The sequence below is a fragment of the Streptomyces sp. NBC_01077 genome (assembly GCF_045162855.1).
GTDB lineage: Bacteria > Actinomycetota > Actinomycetes > Streptomycetales > Streptomycetaceae > Streptomyces.
The window spans coordinates 9,139,896-9,157,158 of the sequence record NZ_CP108669.1; the positions used below are offsets into that span (position 1 = coordinate 9,139,896).

The window sequence follows — 17,263 nt, forward strand, 5'->3', positions numbered from 1 at the left end:
GTACTCCGAGGCGGCGAGCCCGACCACGCCTGCGGCCCGCACCCGCGGGTATGGCCCCGGCTGCACGCCGGGGGAGTGGGCCGGCTGAACGACTGGCTGTGGTCCTTGCTCGTCTGCAGGGATGATCTTGCCTCAGGAGTCTGACTGTCTGGGGTGTGGCGAGTGGTGTCGAGGCGTGGTTCACCATCGCAGCGGCTGCTCATCACCGCACTCGCCAAGGCTGCTCCCTGCATGCGCAGCCGATGCTCCCGGGCGGCAGGCCGGGGGCCGCAGGGGGCACCCAGGCCCGGCTACGAGAGGGGTGAGTGACTGTCATAGGTGCTTGCTACCGTCGTCGCGTTACGAAGATCCTTAACTCAGGGGGTTGTTGTGGGCGACAACGGCATGCGCGCGTTCGGTATCGGCCTGTTCGACCAGTGGACGGCCATGTGGAACGGTGACCTCGATCTCGTCAACGAGATCATGGCGCCCGAATTCGTGTTGCGTTATGCACAGGCGGGCACCGACGCCTTCGACGAGACCCGCACTCCGCAGCAGCTTGCCGAGACTGTCGCTGCCTGGCACAAGTCCCACACTGGGCTTCTCTTCGCAGCGGAGGGGACCGCCACCGTCGATCTCATGCCTGCCGACGGCGCACCGACCGGACTTGTCGCGCGCCCCTACCATGCGAGCTTCGTGGCCGACGACGGTGGGAAGGTCGCCAGGAGCGGAATCGACATCCTCAGGGTCTCCGATGGGTTGATCGTCGAGGTCTGGTCGGTCTCATCTGGTGCCGCTGGCCGGACTTTCTACCGCTAAGAGCGTGACTCCCTAGCCGGCAACCCGAGTGCGGCTTTTGATCATCCGCGCGAGATCATCCCGGTATGCGTGATGGGGATGGGTTGTTTGCGGTCGAGCCGGTCGAGAAGAGGCAGCCGCAGGGCCGTGGGGCTGCGGCGGACAAGCGGTTCAGGGTGTTCGGTCCGCACCAGGTTCTGCTGCTGCCCCCCGTCGCCGGGCAACTGGCTGCCCCAGGACCATCTCGCCCGGTTCGTCGCCGACATGGTCGACGAGGTGCTGGACCCGGGACCGATCCTGGCCCCACTACACCGAGAAGCGCGGCTATCCGCCGTACGATCCCCGGCTGATACTGCGTCTGCTGATCTACGGCTACACCAACGGGGTGCGCTCCTCGCGGGCGATCGAGCGTAAGCGCGGACGACGACATCACGTTCCGCTACCTGGCCGCTGACCAGGCCCCGGACTTCCGCTCGATCTCGCGGTTCCGCCGCCGCCACCTGGACGCGCTCGCCGCCGCCGCTGCCGCTCCACGGGGCCCGTCCCCTTGCGCGCCCTGGTCAAGACGGCCGGGTCCCGGTGGCGGATGGAAGAGACCTTGCAGGCCGAGAAGGGACTGGCGGGACTCGATGAGCATCAGGTCCGCCGCTACCCCTCCTGGGCCCGCTGGGTCATCACGGCCACACGTGCCCATGCCTGCCTCGCCGTCGTCCGCGCCGACGAACACGCCCGCCGGTCAGGCCCAGACGACATGATCCCGTTGCCCTGCAACGAGATCCAGCGCCTGTTCATCTCACTCGTCATCCGGCCCGTCCATGACGCAGCCCATCGGCTCGGCTGGTCCGACTGGCGACGCCGCCACCACGATCACGAACCATCCATTACCGGCGACAGACCGCGACCCAGACATGAGGATCCGATCTAGACCTGGAGTACAGGGGCAGCCGAGGGCATCCACCCGACCCCATCGTCGGCCCGCCCGGCGCATTCGCCGGACCGGTCGTGCCGAGCGGCCTGCCAGGCCCCGTGGGCGGCCCGAGACTCAACCGTGACCTGCGGAAAGATCGACGACGGGGGTTACCGCGGGTTCCGTCGCCGCGCACACAGGATCGTCACCGAACCGACATACCGAGCGGTCGGAAACCCTCTTACGCAGGAGCTATACCCATGAGTAACGTACGCGGACCACCAGCGCCACCCGCCCGTTCCCCGGGGCGGCAAGGAGCAAGATCGATGTCGTACCACCAGCCTTTCCCCGGCCCACCGCACGTACCGCAGCACCGGAATGCCGGGCGGCACCGCCAAGAGGCGGCGTCGCAGTCCTGGGAGGGCGGATCGCCGTCCTGGGACACCGATCCACAGGCAGCCTGGGACTCGTCCCCGCGAGCGTGGGACTCCTCGCCGCAGGGCTGGGACTCCGTACAGCAGCCCTGGGACGCGTCCCCGCAGCCGCAACCGCCCGCCGCCACCGACGATCGTGATGATCTGCGCCGGCTCGGATCGGCCTACCGCAGGCTCCGCCGCGTCGCCACCTTCACCGCGCTCGGCTACTTCGTCATCTTCCTTTTCCTGTCCGGCTACGCCCCCTCGATGATGACCAGCAACATCACCGGTGGTCTCACCACCGGTCTGGTCCTGGGGCTCCTCCAGCTGCCCGTGGCGCTGGCTGCGATCGCGCTGTACGAGCGGATCGCACGCAACCGCGTCGACCCGCTCGCCGCGGCGATCCGCGAACGCGCCGAGCAGGCGGCCGCGGCAGCCGCGCCCGGGCCAGAACGCCAGAGCCGCTCCGGACGTCCCGTGTGGCGGAAGCCCACCGGAGGTGCGCGCGCATGACCAGCTTCAGCTCCGGGGCCCAGACCATGTCGCTGATGGCGTTCATCGCGGTCATCACTGTCACGCTGCTGCTGTGCGTGATGACCGGCCCCGATCGTGACGACCTGGGCGATTTCTACACCGGCTACCGCTCGCTCTCCCCCGTGCAGAGCGGCCTCGCGATCGCCGGCGACTACATCTCCGCCGGCACCGTGCTCGGCACCATCGGCATCATTGCGCTCGTCGGCTACGACGGCGTCACGCTCGCCCTGAGCACCGTGCTCTCGCTGGTCCTGATGATGTTCCTGCTCGCCGAACCGCTGCGTAACGCCGGCCGGTTCACGATCGGCGACGTCTTCACCCGGCGTCTCCCCGGCCCCGCCGTGCGGATCACCACGGCCGCGGTCACCCTGACCGCACTGCTGCCGCTGGTGATCTTCCAGCTCGCGGGCGCCGGCGATCTCCTCTCCGTCGTCCTCGGCTTCCACGCCGACGGCTTCAAGACCGGGGCGATCGTGTTCCTGGGCCTGCTGATGATCGCGTACGCGGCGATCGGCGGCATGAAGGGCACCGCCTTCATCCAGATCGTCAAGACCGTCGTCCTGCTCGGCGCGTCCCTCGCAATCGCCGCGCTCATCCTCAACCGCTTCGACTTCAGCCTGCCCTCCCTGCTGGACGCCGCCAAGCGCGGCAGCGGGGCGGGAGACGCCTATCTCGCCTCCGGTCTGCAGTTCGGCGGCAACGAACTCGACATGATCAGCACTCAGTTGACGGTCGTGCTCGGCGCCGCGGTGCTGCCGCAGATCACCATGCGCATGTTCACCGCGCGCAGCGCGGCAGCCGTGCGGCGCTCGATGTCCTGGGCCGTGTCGACCGTCGTCGTGACCTGTCTGCTGATCGCCGTCATCGGCTTCGGCGCGGCGGCGATCGTCGGCCACCAGGGGATCGTCGCCGGCGACCCGCAAGGCAAGACAGCGTTCCTCATGGTCAGCCAGGCCGTCTTCGGCACGGACCAGACGACCGTCGAGACACTGCTGTTCACGGCCGTGACGACAGCCATCTTCCTCACCCTGCTGGCCTCGGTCGCCGGGATCACCCTCGCCTGCGCCAACACCCTGGCGCACGACCTCATCACGCACGGGCTGCGCCGCAAGGCGCAACTGAAGAACTCCACAGAGATGGCCATCGCCCGGACCGCCGCGGCGGGCGTCGGGTTCGTGGCGATCGCGATCGCCGCCGGTGCACGGCATCTGAACCTTCAGGCACTGCTCACCCTGTCGTTCTGCATCGGCGCGTCCGCGGTCGCACCGGCCCTCATCTACAGCCTCTTCTGGCGCCGCTACTCCCGTACGGGACTGCTCTGCACCCTCATCGTGGGCAGCGCCTCCGCGTTCATCCTCATGACCGGTAGCAACCTGGTGTCCGGATCGCCCCAGGCGATCTTCCCGGACCAGGACTTCAACTGGTTCCCGTTCACCACGTCGGGCATCCTCTCGGCCCCGCTGGGCTTCCTCGCGGGCTGGCTCGGCACGGTGCTCCATGAACGCGACCCGGCCGACCAGCGCATGCGGTACGAAGCGGTGGAGGAGACGATCCTGGCCGGCACACCCGCGGCGAACAGCGCCTCCGCGTCCTGACGCGCATGCCCCGACGAAAGGGCGCCCGGCCTGAAGTTCCAGGCCGGGCGCCCTTTCGGCTGTCCCGAGGTGCCTAGGGCCTCTCGTTTGGATCTTGCCGGGCTCGCGTGCCCTGGTGCCGCACCGCGCCGCGTTGTCGTCGGTCCGCATGGCGCTCCGCCATGCCTCCCTCCTCAGCCTTGCGATCCACGGCACCAGACCCCGCTCACTGATCCGGCCTGATCCAAACGAAAGACCCTAGGCGCAGATGCGCTTGAAGGCACTCGCACCAGGCCGGGCACGGAACTTCACCTCATGCCCGGCATCGTCGGTGAAGACGGCCTCCGTCTCGGACTTCAAGGTCATCGTGCCGCGCTGGGTGGGGTTGTCCCACCCCTCGGGTGGGCTTCCCGAGCCATCGGAGAGCGGGGTCACCGCTTCGAAGTACGTCGAGCCGATACGGGCCTCGTCGATTCCGCAATGCGTATAGAGATCGAAGGGAATCGTCCGGCCGGACGGTGTCGCCCGGACGACGTCTGCCCCCTCGTCGGCAGAGGCGCAGCCTGTGAGCACCCCAGCAGCCAGCGTAAGGGCGAGGATGATTTGTCCAGCTCTCTCAGTCATGGCCTTTCGACGCTCAGCCCAAGTCGGCGGTTCCGCACCTCACGGTTGTGAGCCACGCGGAGGGGTTGTGCAGCGACGCCCATCGGCTCGGCTGGTCCGACTGGCGACGCCGCCATCAAGCCCGGTCCCAGGCCTGCCACTACCAGTGGTAGGCCGCTCAACAAGAATCAAGATCACGATCTATAGCTGGAGTACTAGGTACCCCTCGGGTCAACTCACCCAGGCGGGTGGCGGTTTTCGCTGCACACACGATCACTGCACGGTCGGTCACCGTCTGGTTTCGAGGGCTCGCCGATGTACTGGGAGGCGGCAAGTCCAGTCGGTGCCAGTTCGTCGGCGCCACTGTTGCGTGGTGTCGACGTGCACGCCGACAAGCGGCGCGAGACGGCAGGGGGCATGTCCTGGGCAAGCTGGATCAGGGCGGTTGTTCGGGAGCCCGGATGGGGACTCCATGTGTGGTGAGAGCGCGTGCAAGAGGGCCGGTGGATCGGTGGGCGCCTGGCCGCTTGCCAGGGAAGAGGCAGGTACTGGGGGCGTTGGAGTTCCAGCCGTGCCGTGGCTGTTCGTCGGTGAGCCGCTTGAGAAGGGCGGCGAGTGAGCCGGGTAGGCGGTTCGGGGTGTCGCCGACGCAGAGTGACGTGAACGCCGGCCTCACCCAGGCGCCCGGTGGTCAGGGCGACGATGCGGCTGACGTGCTGGCCGAACATCAGCACCAGGGACCCGCCCGTGTGCGGGCCCGCGGCCGGGAAGCCCTGCCGCATCCACCCACCGAAGAAGGCCGATCGAGATAGCCGAGCGGACCGTGGGCTGGATGTCGGCTGGCCTTGAAGTGGGCCGTGCGACCTGGAGGGATGCGACGGCGGTCTGGCCTCAGCCGCTGAAGACCGACAGGGCCACCGCTCCGCTTCGACCAGCAGATCACTGTGGGATGACTTCGACACCACCAGTAGAGCGGCCATGCCCGCCCGTGCTTTCTCCGAGCACACGTGCGCAGGCAGAGAATCGCCCTGGACACGTCAGGAGAGCGGATTGCTCCGAAGGTGCGTCCCGGCCGGTCGATAGCCTGCGCCTCATGATGCGTATGTGGGCTTTGCCGATACTGCTCGTGCTCTGCGGCTCGGCCGCCGCGACCGGACTCGTCCGCAAGGAGCGCCCCGGCGAGGCAGTGGCACTGCTCGCGGCGTTCCTGCTGCTCGCCGCGGCGAACTCCCCTCTGATCTTCCCGAAGTCGATCGGCGCTCTGGAGGCGCAGCGTCGCAGCGCGGACGACGGCCGGCCGGTCGTCTTCTGGAGGCCGGGCTGCGCGTACTGCCTGCGCCTGCGCATCCGGTTGGGGCGCAGCGCCCGACGGATGCATTGGGTGGACATCTGGCGTGATCCGGCAGGTGCGGCGGCGGTGAGGGCGGCCAACGACGGCAACGAGACGGTGCCGACCGTCGTCGTGGCGGGCCGGCCCCACGTCAACCCCGATCCCGCTTGGGTGCGGGAGCAGCTCCGCCGTTCCGCGTGACCGGAGAGGCGCCGCCCGCCGCGCCATGGGCGGCAGATCGCCAAGCGCCTATGACAGTTGTCCCTGTCCCTGTCCCTGTCGCTTGCGTCGTTCGAGAGGTGGACTTGACGCATGGATGATGTGGCTGGGATCCCCACTCCCGACATGAACGACGAGCACTTCTGGACCACCGTCTTGACCCTGGTGGAGCCCGTCTGGAAACGAGCCCACCCAGGGCGACACGTTCACCATCGACGACCGGGTCCTCGACGCGGCCCGCTCACCTGGGCTCGGCCTGGCGCGCTGGCCGGGGGAGCAGTCGGAAGCTGCGCGAAACGCAGCCCTGGGTGCCGAATTGGTGCCGAATGGGGCTGGCCGGAAGTCGTTGACGCGCCCTCACCCCGGGTGCGGGGTCAGGGCCGCTGATCGTCAGCGGCCCTGCTCGGGTGCAGGGTGGTGCCGCGCGGGGATCAGCGCTTGGCTTCGCCGAATCCTGCCGGGGCGAGGACGGCGGCAGCCAGGTGCTCGCGGAACCAACTGTGACCCGGGTCGGTCGAGTTGCGGGGATGCCAGGCCATCCCGAGGTCCATGGGTGCCAGGTCGAGCGGGATGGCGAACGTCCGCAGTCCCATGGCGGAGACGGTGTCGGGGAGCCAGTCGGCCAGGCTGAGCGCGACGAGGTCGGTGTCCCGGGCGAGCATCATCGCGCTCGTGTGGCTGGATACCACGATCGCGGTTCGGCGCCGCAGTCCGAGTTCTGCCAGCGCGTGATCGATGGGTCCGAGGCGCTTGCCGAGCCGGGAGATGCCGATGTGGTCGGCCGCGGCGAACCGACGGGCGTCGATCGGCCCGTCGAAGAGAGGATGATCCTGGCGGGCGATGCCGACAGGCGTCATCCGCGTGAGCTGTCGGGTTCGGATCTCCGGGTCCAGGTGTCCGAGGACGCCGAGTTCGACGTCCACCCAGCCCTGTCGCAGCCCGGGGCCGCCCTCGACCGCCTCGGGCAGGAAGACGACGTCCACCTGCGGGGCCTCCGCGTGGATCCGCGCGGTCAGGTTCGCGGCCAGTCCCACCAGGAGCAGGTCGGCGGCCTGCACCGTGAACGTGCGCTGGAGACGTGCGGCGTCGAAACCGGGACCGGGCCGCAGGACGTTGTCGCAACCGCGCAGCAACGCGCCCACCTCTTCCCGGAGTTCCAGGGCGCGCGGGGTCGGGACCATTCCCTGGCCGGCCCGGACGAGCAGCGGGTCGCCGACCGCACGGCGGAGCCGGGCCAGGGTGCGGCTCACTGCCGCGGGCGAGGTACCGAGGCGTTCCGCTGCTCGGGTCACGCTGTTGTCCTGGAGCAAGGCGTCCAGGACGCGCAGCAGGTTGAGATCCATCAATGGCTCCTGAACTGCAATTTTGCATCTGAGGCAATGATTGGATGCTCATCTTTGCATTGTTGTGGCGCTCTGTGGCCCGGAGAGTGGAGACGCCCGCTGAAACGCGTGGCATCCCTCCCTCCGCCCCATCTCAAGGAGCCGCTGTGCACCAGTCCCCCCGTACCGGTCGGGAAGGCGATGTCCTGGCCGTCGTCAGCCAGAGCGGGCCGACCGTCTCGTTCTTCGACGCCGCGTCCGACCGCCACCTCGGCCACGTGCAGGTCCCGGCCGAGCCCCACGAGTTGTGCTTCGACGCGAGGCGCCGGCTCCTGTGGTGCACTCTGACGTACCGCTCGGGCTACTACCACGCGAACGGCGGCCGGCGCACCGACCTGGCCGTCATCGACCCCGACACCCGCCGGATCGTCGAGATCGTCGACATCGGACCGGAACACGGGCCGCACGGCCTGGCGCTGGACCCGGCGCGCGACCGGATCTACGTCAGCGTGGAGGGCGCCGCGAACCGGCCCGGCGGTGTCGTGGTGATCGACACGGCGACCCGCCGGCCTGTCGGCAGGATCGACACCGACGCGCCCGGCCCGCACTGGTTCGCCATCGACCCGGCGGGCAGGACGGGGTACGCCACCAACAAGGAGGCGCCGTTCGTTTCGGTCGTCGACCTCGAACGAGGCGTCCTCACCTCTAAGGTCGAGGTACCGGGCAGTGAGGGCCTCGCCGTCTCCGCCGACGGCACGCACGCCTTCGTCGCCGCGCCCTACGGCGACTTCTCCGCCGCCGCCGAAGGGCGCTCGACCACGGGAATCCGGATCATCGACGCCCGCACCGCGTCCGTCGTCGACACCCTGCCCACGGAAGACATCGTCCTGCCGGTGCATCTGACCTCGACGGGGAAGCTGCTCGCGGGCGAAGTGCGCATGGCACCCGATCCGGGGTCGCGACTCGGACGCCACGCACCGGGCCGCCTCACCGTGTTCGCTGCCGACACCCGCAAGCAGGTGGGTGAACTCGAGGTCGGGCTCTTCCCGCTGACCATCACCTCGTCTCCCGACGGCCGACTCGCCTATGTGGCCTGCGCCATCTCCTCCACCGTCGATGTCGTCGACCTGGAGTCGCTGGATCGCCTGGCCCGGCTGGACATCGTCAAGCTCGGCGAGGCCGGCGCGCACGGCCTGGCGTATCTCCCGCGCCCGGCCTGATCGCCGTGCGGGGCGGAAGTGGACGTACTCGCCGTCCGCCCCGGCCGCGCACGGCAGTCGCTGGCTCGCCCCGTTGACCGCGAGCTTGCCTCCCCTCTGGTCCTCAGCCGCCTCCGCGGTCGCCGGCAGCGACGGCGCGACCGGCGCCCACGCCGGCGTCAGGACACTTCCCCGTCCCGCATCACCAGACCAACGGTCCGGTGATCGGAAGGGCGCCCCGTGGAGTGCGCGCTGCCCGACATCGCCCGCACCCGGTGACAATCCGCGTAGCGCGGGCGTTCTCTCGCGCATCAGCGGGCGGTTCCCCGCTCCAGAAGTGTCATCAGCGCCCGGGCTGCCGGGCTGGTGCCTTGCGGCGGTGGCAGCAGGGCCACTGTCTCGTAGACCGCCTCGCCGGTGTCGGCAAGAGGCACGGCGTGCAGGGAGTCCCGCTTGTGCCGGAAATGCCGCGGTACGGCGGCGACACCGAGGTTCTCCTCCACCAGGTCCAGGAGGCTGTGCACGTCGTTCACCTCCAGGGTCACGGTTCGCGGTACGCCCGCGGAGGCGAACGTCGCGTCCGTGGCCCGACGTGGTCCCCAGCCGGGGTGGAAGTCGACGAAGTCCTCCTCCATGAGGTCTTGAAGCGCGAGGACCGGCCCAGCCGCGGTGAGCGGGTGCTCGGGGTGGCACAGAAGCGCCATCGGCTCGGCTGCCAGCGGCACCGAGCGTAGTTGGTCGGAGTCTGCCCGGGTGCGGTAGGCGAAGGCCAGATCGAGGCGTCCAGCGGAGACGTCCTCGGCCAGCGCGAGCCCACCCTCCTGACGGAGCCGTATCTCCACCTCGGGGTGCCGCCGCCTGAACGCCGCCAGCAGCCCCGCCACGTGCACTCCCGCGACGCACTGCTCGGCCCCGAGGCAGAGCGTGCCGCGCACTACGCCCTGCACGGCCGCCACTGCCTCGTGAGCGGCTCGTACCTGCGCCAGGATGCGCTCCGCCTCGACCAGCAGCGCCCGCCCGGCCTCCGTCAGCGTCACCCGGCGGGTGCTCCGTACGAACAACGGAGCCCTCAGATCCCGCTCCAGGGCCCGGATCGACGCCGAGAGCCCGGACTGGGAGATCATGAGCCGCTCCGCGGCCCGCGTGAAGTGCCGGGCCTCGGCGACGGCGACGAAGTGCTGGAGATGCCGCAGTTCCATGATTCAGAAGCCTATGCGCTGAATCCCATCGGATTCTCCTGTTGGATTCATGCCCATGGAGCAAGGGAGATTGATGGCGGCACGACAATCTCCCCGCCGCCCCCGTCCACCGGGGGCGTCCCCACGCCATGGAGCCGCGTTGTACACCGCACATTCCGATCGTTATGCCGACATGCCCTACCGGCGCACCGGGCGCAGCGGCCTGAAGCTCCCCGCCCTCTCCCTGGGGCTGTGGCACAACTTCGGACCGGACCGCCTGGCGGAGACCCAGCGCGCCATCCTGCGCCGTGCCTTCGACCTCGGAATCACCCACTTCGACCTGGCGAACAACTACGGCCCCCCGCCCGGCGCGGCGGAGTCCGCCCTCGGCGACTTCCTGCGGACGGACTTCGCGCCCTACCGCGACGAACTGGTCGTCTCCACCAAGGCCGGATACCTGATGTGGCCTGGCCCGTACGGCGAGTGGGGCTCCCGCAAGTACCTGCTGTCGTCGCTGGACCAGAGCCTGCGCCGGCTCGGTCTCGACCACGTCGACATCTTCTACTCGCACCGTTTCGACCCGGAGACGCCCCTGGAAGAGACCATGGGCGCCCTGCACTCCGCGGTCCATCAGGGCAAGGCACTGTACGTCGGCGTCTCCAACTACTCCGCCGAACAGACCCGCGAGGCTGCCCGCATCCTCGCCGAGCTCGGCACCCCACTCACCCTGCACCAGCCCCGCTACTCGATGCTCGACCGACGCCCGGAGGACGAGGGCCTGCTCGACGCCCTCGACGACCTGCGGATCGGTTCCATCGCCTACTCACCGCTGGAACAGGGCCTGCTCACCGGCCGCTACCTGGACGGCATCCCCGAGGACTCCCGGGCCGCGAGCGACAGCCCCTTCCTGAACCGGGACGCCGTCACCGAGGACCTGGTGACCCGGTTGCGCGCCCTGAACGACATCGCCGCGTCCCGTGGCCAGACCCTGGCCCAGCTCGCCCTCGCCTGGGTGCTGCGCGGCGGCCGTGTCACCTCCGCCCTGGTGGGAGCGAGCAGCACACGACAGCTCGAGGACAGCGTGGCCGCCCTCCACAACCTCGACTTCGACATCGAGGAACTGGCCCTCGTCGACGTGCTGGCCCGTTCCTGAAGCGCGAGAGCCGTCCCTCAACCGGGTTGGGCGCCCGCTCCTCACCGACCCCGAACGCTCCGCGGCGTGGTCCCTGCAGGCTCTGGCCGCGCGGTTCGCCACGCGCGCCGGGTTTCCGCGGCTTCGGCGTCCTCTGATCACCGCGGGTGGCTGCGGGAGGCAACTTCGATGCCCGATCCCACGTCTGGCAGTCCGTACGAACCCTCCCGGAATGGAGCCACTCGGTGCTCGTAGGACTGCTGACCGCCATCGCCGCCTCGATCTGTTACGGCACGGGTTCCGTCCTGCAGGCCGTCGGGTCGCGCAAGTCCGCCCGGCGCGAGGCGGCCGCGGGGCGGCTCACGGAGCGCGGCGGGCCGAGTCTGTCCTCCACCGCCAAGGCGGCGACGACCTGGGAGTTCGTCGTCGGCACGATCCTGGACTTCATCGGTTTCGGTCTCGGGGCGCTCGCGGCCCGGCTGCTGCCGCTGTTCCTGTCCCAGACCGTGATCAGCGCGAATCTGGTCGTCACGGCGGTCCTGAGCGTCCGGCTGCTCGGGATCCGGCTGACCCGCGCGGAGTGGACGTCGATCGGTGTGGTCTGCTCAGCGCTGGTACTCCTGGCGAGCGCCGCGGGCCCGGAGGGCCATGGGCACACCCAGGTCGCCACGCACTGGTGGCTGCTCGCGATCTCCCTGCTCCTGATGGCGGGCGGCACGGTTCTCGTACGTTTCCTGGGCGCGCGGGCGGCGATCCTGGCCGGTCTGCTTTCTGGGCTCGGCTTCGGCGCGCTGGGCGTCGGAGTACGGATCCTGAACGGCATCGACCCCTTCGACCTCGGCACGCTCCTCGCCGACCCGGCGCTGTACGCGATCCTCGTCGCCGGGATCGGCGGCATGTATCTGCACACCGTCGCACTCCAGATCGGCTCGGTGAACGGGGCCACGGCGGCGTTGGTGGTCGGCGAGACGGTGCTCCCCGGCATGATCGGGGTGTGGTGGCTGGGCGATGCCTCACGCCCGGGCTTCGCCTGGCTCGCCGTCCTCGGCTTCGTCCTCGCGGTCGTGGGCGCGGTCGCGGTGGCATGGTTCGGCGCTCCGGAGGGCCACGGGGCGGAGGACGGGACCGCGCCGGAGAGCCTCGGGGCGGTGCCCGGGAGCCTTCCCAGTCCCGTACGTGTTCCCTGAGTACGAGACCCGCAAGGGACGGCACTGCGAACTGCGGGACTGTCCTGGTGGATGTCGAGACGCGCCGGCCCGTCGACCTGCTGCCCGACCGGGAAGCGGCCGGCCTCGCAGCCTGGCTTGGCGAAGCGGCCGGGGATCGAGGCTCTTTCCCTCGCCCGGACCCGCTCACTGCGCCGCTTCGTAGTTGCCGTCCTACGCTCGGGACATGCGACGCCGCCAGATGCACATGTCCCGTGAGGCCCAGGACGTCTTGCTCACGGCACTGCAGGAGCTACGGGCCGAGCTGAAGGCCGCTACGGAGTTTCCTGTGCATGTGCTGGAAGCGGCGGAGGCCGCCAAAGCTGCGGTCCGTCTGCCCGACAAGGACGCTACCCACCTGCCGTTGTTCACGATCGACCCGCCGGCCTCGAAGGACCTCGACCAGGCCATGCATCTGGAGCGGCGGCCGGGTGGTGGGTACCGTGTGTATTACGCGATCGCCGACGTGGCGGCCTTTGTCAAGCCCGGTAGCCCGCTGGACGCTGAGGCTCACGACCGGATCGAGACGCTGTACTTCCCCGACCTGAAGGTGCCCCTGCACCCGCCGTCGATCTCCGAGGGACCGGCCAGCCTGCTTCCGAACCAGGTCGTTCCCGCCCTGTTGTGGCAGCACGACCTCGACGCCGACGGCAACGTGACCGACTCGACCGTGAGCCGGGCGAAGGTCCGCAGCCTGGCCAAGCTCAACTACGCGGGGGTCCAACAGGACATCGAGGCCGGCACGGCCGAGGAGTCCGTCGCCCTGCTGCGCGAGATCGGCAGGCTGCGGGAAGCTGTTGAAGCCGCGCGCGGCGGCGTCTCGGTGAACCTGCCGGACCAGGAGGTCACCCTGAAGGACGGATCGTTCCGGCTGAGCTATGTGGCGGCACTGCCGGTGGAGGGCTGGAACGAGCAGATCTCCCTCATGACCGGAATGGCTGCGGCCCGGATCATGCTGGACAGCGGTACCGGGATCCTGCGGACCCAGAAGGAGCAGGCCGACCAGCACGTGGTCCGGCGCGTGCACGACATCGCAAAGCTCCTGGGCATCGACTGGAAGCCCGGCGTCTCGTACGCCGCGCTGGTCAACTCCCTCGATCCGGCTGACCACAAGCACATGGCCTTTCTCAGCGAGGCCACCGCCATGTTGCTCAAGGCGGAGTACACCACCTTCCGCGACCACCACATCCCGGAGCACACGGTCCACGCGGCGATCGCGGCCCCGTACGCCTACTGCACGGCCCCGTTGCGGCGCTTGATCGACCGGTACACCGGTGAGCTGTGTGTGGCCGCGTGCGCCGGCCAGGCTCCGCCGAACTGGGTGCTCGACGCCCTGTACTGCCTGCCGTGCGACATGGCGCGGGGGAAGGGGAAAGTGGCGGACCGGCGCGCGGTGGACCTGGCGGAGGCCGCGGTGCTCAAGAACCGGGTGGGCGAGGTCTTCGGAGGCACGGTCATCAACACCGACGCGGAGGACGACAGACCGAAGGAGGGCATGGTGCACCTGGCGGAACCCGCCGTGATGGGCAGGATCACGTCCGGTGCCGAGCTCGACCTGGGCGCGAGCGTCCAGGCCAAGCTCACGCGCGCCGACCCCCTCTTCTCCGGCAAGCACAAGATCCTCTTCAATACGGTGTAGCGGCTCGTCGCCCCGGCGGGCCGGGCCGCCCGCGCGGCCCGCACCGCCGCGACGAGGGCCGCCGAGTCGCCGGCGCGGGAGCCAGGGCCGGTCGCCTCGCGGGCGCCGCCCGCCGGGGCAAGGACACCGCCGCTCAGCCCTTTCTCGAAATGGACTGAACAGGCTCGGTGAACTCTCGTCCGCCGAGTCCCAGCCGGTGCCCCGCAAGTTGTCTGTGCCGGCGGCTGGCGACGCGGGGATGGTCCCAGGTCGTCGTTAGTCGGTTGTCTGCCGTCGTGGTCGTCCTGCTCCCCGCGTCCGTGGGGATGGTCTCCTCGGATCGCCGCTCCCCGCGTATCGCAGGTCGTTCGACTTGCCCGGAAGCTGCTCCCTGCACAGCGCGGGGATGGTCCCTATGACGGCGTGGGTTCGCAGAAGTTGCGCCAGAACCCGATCTCGTGAACAACGCCAGAACGAGTGTCCCTTGTCATCCAATCCAGGTGTTTGACAGCGAACCCGGCCCTTTCGGCTTCTATGACGGTGAACCTATTCGCCGGGGTGAGCGCGCAGGGGGTCGCCGGACGCTGGGGCCTCCGCCGCCGAAGTCAGCGGCTGACGTGGATAGGGGGAGGTGCTGCGCGCAGTGCTGTCGATGAGCCGGACCGGGTCAGCCCGCCAGTCGGGCGAGGGCCAGAGCGTGCGCGTGGTCGAGGGAGTCAGCAGCAGCGCAAGGGACATCCGGCTGCACACCGGTGCCCTCCCAGTTCGCGCCGGAGACGGGGTTGATGGCGCGGCCGACGGGGATGGTGGCTTCCAGGTGGGGATGCACCGTCCAGCCCTTGCACGGATGTGCGCCGCCGCGGGTGGGCTCGCCGACGACTGTGGCGCGCCCGAGTTGCTGGAGGTCGTAGGCCAGTTCTTCGGCGGCGGAGAAGGAGCTGTCGCTGGTCAGCACATACAAGGGCTTGCTGCCACCGAAGCGCGCGCCGGGAACGTGCGGCAGGCTCCAGGACTGCTCACTGCGCTCGCCGCTGCGCCAGTGCATGGTGTTGAGGTGGGTGCGCTTGTCCAGGAGGTAACTGCAGACGAAAGCAACGGTGTCGGGGTCGCCGCCCCGGTTGGCGCGAAGGTCCACGATCAGCGCCTGGGCGCGGGAGGCCAGGGTGAGCGCGGCGCCCAGCGGTTCGGCGGCCCACTCCAGCGGAAACAGCATCGGTGCCAGCTCCACCACGGCGACCCCTCCGTCGAGCAACTGCACCCGCGGCGCACCGCCCAGCGAGGTGTCGAAGTCCCGGCGCATGGCGTCCAGGGTGGCCGCCCCCTGCTTCGGGGACACCGGGTCGGCGTGGTGCTTCAGCCTCAGGTGTCGGTCGCCGTTGACGGACTGCAGGTCCGCGGTGACCAGACGGGCGAGCTCCTCGGCGCCGTCGATGTCGTAGGCGCCCTCGGCGAGGCGTCGTTGCAGCAGGTCGGCGAGCTGTTCGGCTATCTCGGGGAAAACGTAGTGCTCGATCACGAGCCGGGCTGTCTCGTCGATGACAGGGGCCGGCGAAAGCTTCGTTGAAGTCGTCATGGCACGGAGTACAGCACCGCCCTTGCAGAAGCGTCAAAGAGTTTAGACACTTTCGGTATGCGTGATCAGCCTCCCTATCTGCCACCTCCTCAGGACGTGCTGGAGATCGGTGCGCCTGAGCAGTTCGCGGCGCTCGCCCACCCGTTGCGTCAGCGGCTGCTCTTCGCCCTGGGCCACCGGCCTGCCACCACCAGCCAGCTTGCGGCGCAGCTCGACGCGAAGAAGGGCAACGTGGCCCACCACCTCAAAGTGCTCCGCGAAGCCGGGCTGGTCCACATCGCCGAGACCCGCCAGGTCCGCGGCGGCACCGAGCAGCACTACCAGCGCACGGCCCGCCACATGGTCGTCGCCGAACCCCAAGCGGCCGGCACCGCCGCGATGCTCGCCGCGGTCGCCCAGGAGCTGGGCCGCTCTCCCGCCGAGACCCACCTGACACTACGCCACCTGCGTCTCAGCCCCGCGAAGGCAAGAGAACTCGGCGAGACCCTCGCCCGACTGGTCGACGAGGCCGAGGAGAACGCAGAGGACCAGCCCTTGCACGGCGTGTTGGTGGCGCTCTATCAGCAGGCTCTGCCCACCAGCACCAACGTCACGAGACAGCACACCTAGGGTTTGTTGTGAACGTGCCGACGGGCCGGACCAGGTGATGCCCAGGTCCGGCCCGTCGTCTCATCTCTACAGGTCGAGTTGGTACTGGACTGTCGTGTGTGTGGGCACGTAGTCGAGGCTGTCGCTGATGTGTCTCATGTGCGTGTTGCTGTCGGCGGTGTCGGTCAGGAGGCCGCCGAGGTCTGGATAGCGCCCGTGGGCTTGTCGGATCGACTCGGCCTTCATCCATCGGCCGAGGCCGTGTCCGCGGTGCTCGGGCAGCACGCCGGTGCCGTAGTGCTGGCCATCACCCGTGCCGTTGCCGGGGACGACGAGTTCTGTGAACCCGGCGATCGAGTCGTCGGTCGTGTCGATGGCGACGACCGTGTGCAGCTGGTCTCCGCGGTCTTGAACGGCCTTCGCTGCGGCCCGGACCCGGTCCACGTCCCAGGCGACGGTGCCGTAGTCGGTGTCTTCCATGGGCATGTCGTCCATGGCGCGGCGTGAGGCGGCGAACGTCTGGGCGAGGTGGTCGGGGACGGTTCCCCGCCATGCCGCCAGCCGGTAGCCGGGGTGCGGACGCTCGATGATCTCGGCGAGGGCGGTGGGGTCCACGTCGGCCAGTGGCAAGCGGGCGAATCTCAAGGTGAGCACCTTGCGGAAGCCGTGGGCCGGCAGGAAGTGATTGCCGGGCGATCCGGCCTGGGCCTGCGCGCTGACGCAGCGTCGGGCGTTGTCCCGGGCGGCGGCCACGGCGGTGTCGAGGAGTCTGGAGCCGACGCCCTTGCGGCGCTCCGTGGGATGGACGCGGAGGGTCAGTTCGGCGAGGTGCTCTTGTCCGCCATCGAACAGGCGCAGAAAGGCCGTCCCAACGGGGATGGAATCGGCGTCGGATGCCAGCCATGCAAGGCGTCGGCTGTGCGCCCCGTGAGCGGGGTCGGTCAGTGGGGTGATGCGAAGCGACAAGGTGTCTCCGTCGTGAGGAGGTGGCAAAGGTCAGTACGCGGGCTCACCTGCTGGGCACTCGTGCGCATGTGCTCCACACCTCCTCGTCGACAGTGCCGGTCCGGAACAACATGGACGGCTTG

14 protein-coding genes and 2 pseudogenes are annotated in these 17,263 nt (G+C 69.4%); 11 read left to right on the forward strand and 5 right to left on the reverse strand.

All coding sequences use genetic code 11. The annotated features are described in order from the left end of the window. Nucleotides 1–369 precede the first annotated feature (369 nt). From OG462_RS40930 to OG462_RS40950, 5 genes and pseudogenes are all read left to right on the forward strand, one after another. Nucleotides 370–798 carry a nuclear transport factor 2 family protein gene (locus OG462_RS40930; RefSeq protein WP_406065972.1) on the forward strand — a complete coding sequence of 143 codons (429 nt, stop codon included), beginning with the start codon at nt 370–372 and terminating at the stop codon, nt 796–798. A gap of 83 nt (nt 799–881) precedes the next feature. After that, nucleotides 882–1,292 (forward strand): annotated as a pseudogene (locus tag OG462_RS40935) (transposase); the annotation flags it as partial. Next, nucleotides 1,250–1,689, forward strand: a pseudogene (locus tag OG462_RS40940) (IS701 family transposase); the annotation flags it as partial. The pseudogenes OG462_RS40935 and OG462_RS40940, both read left to right, overlap by 43 nt. 321 nt (nt 1,690–2,010) lie before the next feature. Beyond that, complete coding sequence (locus OG462_RS40945) at nt 2,011–2,613, forward strand: DUF485 domain-containing protein (RefSeq protein WP_406065974.1); 603 nt, start codon at nt 2,011–2,013, stop codon at nt 2,611–2,613. Next, nucleotides 2,610–4,229: a cation acetate symporter gene (locus OG462_RS40950; protein WP_406065976.1), complete on the forward strand. Its 1,620-nt coding sequence runs from the start codon at nt 2,610–2,612 to the stop codon at nt 4,227–4,229. Before OG462_RS40945 ends, OG462_RS40950 begins: the two co-directional genes overlap by 4 nt. Nucleotides 4,230–4,466: 237 nt before the next feature. On the opposite strand, the gene OG462_RS40955 is transcribed toward OG462_RS40950, so the two are convergent. Further along, nucleotides 4,467–4,832 (reverse strand): hypothetical protein, encoded by a 366-nt coding sequence (locus tag OG462_RS40955; protein WP_406065978.1) that lies wholly within the window; start codon nt 4,830–4,832, stop codon nt 4,467–4,469. A gap of 1,072 nt (nt 4,833–5,904) precedes the next feature. Here OG462_RS40955 and OG462_RS40960 point away from each other — a divergent pair. Next, entirely contained in the window at nt 5,905–6,342 is a 438-nt protein-coding gene (locus tag OG462_RS40960; protein ID WP_406065980.1) for a glutaredoxin domain-containing protein, read from the forward strand. Between the two features lie 449 nt (nt 6,343–6,791). Here the strand turns inward: OG462_RS40960 and OG462_RS40965 are convergent, their stop codons facing one another. Continuing rightward, nucleotides 6,792–7,703, reverse strand: a complete 912-nt coding sequence (locus OG462_RS40965; RefSeq protein ID WP_406065982.1) for a LysR family transcriptional regulator — start codon at nt 7,701–7,703, stop codon at nt 6,792–6,794. Between the two features lie 146 nt (nt 7,704–7,849). On the opposite strand from OG462_RS40965, the gene OG462_RS40970 reads away from it, so the two are divergent. Continuing rightward, nucleotides 7,850–8,902 carry a YncE family protein gene (locus tag OG462_RS40970; RefSeq protein WP_406065984.1) on the forward strand — a complete coding sequence of 351 codons (1,053 nt, stop codon included), beginning with the start codon at nt 7,850–7,852 and terminating at the stop codon, nt 8,900–8,902. A 290-nt stretch (nt 8,903–9,192) separates the two neighbouring features. On the opposite strand, the gene OG462_RS40975 is transcribed toward OG462_RS40970, so the two are convergent. Beyond that, nucleotides 9,193–10,080: a LysR family transcriptional regulator gene (locus OG462_RS40975; RefSeq protein ID WP_406065986.1), complete on the reverse strand. Its 888-nt coding sequence runs from the start codon at nt 10,078–10,080 to the stop codon at nt 9,193–9,195. A 139-nt stretch (nt 10,081–10,219) separates the two neighbouring features. Between OG462_RS40975 and mgrA the strand changes: the two genes are divergently transcribed. From mgrA to OG462_RS40990, 3 genes are all read left to right on the forward strand, one after another. Then, nucleotides 10,220–11,212 carry an L-glyceraldehyde 3-phosphate reductase gene (gene mgrA, locus OG462_RS40980; RefSeq protein WP_406065988.1) on the forward strand — a complete coding sequence of 331 codons (993 nt, stop codon included), beginning with the start codon at nt 10,220–10,222 and terminating at the stop codon, nt 11,210–11,212. Between the two features lie 224 nt (nt 11,213–11,436). After that, nucleotides 11,437–12,378: a hypothetical protein gene (locus OG462_RS40985; protein WP_406065990.1), complete on the forward strand. Its 942-nt coding sequence runs from the start codon at nt 11,437–11,439 to the stop codon at nt 12,376–12,378. 205 nt (nt 12,379–12,583) lie between these two features. Next, on the forward strand, nt 12,584–14,035 hold the full coding sequence (locus OG462_RS40990) for an RNB domain-containing ribonuclease (RefSeq protein ID WP_406065992.1): 1,452 nt from the start codon (nt 12,584–12,586) through the stop codon (nt 14,033–14,035). A 646-nt stretch (nt 14,036–14,681) separates the two neighbouring features. Here OG462_RS40990 and OG462_RS40995 read toward each other — a convergent pair. Further along, on the reverse strand, nt 14,682–15,587 hold the full coding sequence (locus OG462_RS40995; protein WP_406065994.1) for a S41 family peptidase: 906 nt from the start codon (nt 15,585–15,587) through the stop codon (nt 14,682–14,684). 57 nt (nt 15,588–15,644) lie between these two features. On the opposite strand from OG462_RS40995, the gene OG462_RS41000 reads away from it, so the two are divergent. Next, nucleotides 15,645–16,196 (forward strand): ArsR/SmtB family transcription factor, encoded by a 552-nt coding sequence (locus OG462_RS41000; RefSeq protein ID WP_406065996.1) that lies wholly within the window; start codon nt 15,645–15,647, stop codon nt 16,194–16,196. A gap of 66 nt (nt 16,197–16,262) precedes the next feature. Here the strand turns inward: OG462_RS41000 and OG462_RS41005 are convergent, their stop codons facing one another. Then, nucleotides 16,263–17,141, reverse strand: coding sequence for a GNAT family N-acetyltransferase (locus tag OG462_RS41005; protein WP_406065998.1), 879 nt, complete (start codon nt 17,139–17,141; stop codon nt 16,263–16,265). Between the last annotated feature and the right edge of the window lie 122 nt (nt 17,142–17,263).

What these genes read in the sequence shown, in the direction of transcription:
- OG462_RS40945 (WP_406065974.1), top strand. Translation starts at nt 2,011, where the DNA reads ATGTCGTACCACCAGCCTTTCCCCGGCCCACCGCACGTACCGCAGCAC.
- OG462_RS40950 (WP_406065976.1), top strand. Translation starts at nt 2,610, where the DNA reads ATGACCAGCTTCAGCTCCGGGGCCCAGACCATGTCGCTGATGGCGTTC.
- OG462_RS40955 (WP_406065978.1), bottom strand. Translation starts at nt 4,832, where the DNA reads ATGACTGAGAGAGCTGGACAAATCATCCTCGCCCTTACGCTGGCTGCT.
- OG462_RS40960 (WP_406065980.1), top strand. Translation starts at nt 5,905, where the DNA reads ATGATGCGTATGTGGGCTTTGCCGATACTGCTCGTGCTCTGCGGCTCG.
- OG462_RS40965 (WP_406065982.1), bottom strand. Translation starts at nt 7,703, where the DNA reads ATGGATCTCAACCTGCTGCGCGTCCTGGACGCCTTGCTCCAGGACAAC.
- OG462_RS40975 (WP_406065986.1), bottom strand. Translation starts at nt 10,080, where the DNA reads ATGGAACTGCGGCATCTCCAGCACTTCGTCGCCGTCGCCGAGGCCCGG.
- OG462_RS40990 (WP_406065992.1), top strand. Translation starts at nt 12,584, where the DNA reads ATGCGACGCCGCCAGATGCACATGTCCCGTGAGGCCCAGGACGTCTTG.
- OG462_RS40995 (WP_406065994.1), bottom strand. Translation starts at nt 15,587, where the DNA reads ATGACGACTTCAACGAAGCTTTCGCCGGCCCCTGTCATCGACGAGACA.
- OG462_RS41000 (WP_406065996.1), top strand. Translation starts at nt 15,645, where the DNA reads ATGCGTGATCAGCCTCCCTATCTGCCACCTCCTCAGGACGTGCTGGAG.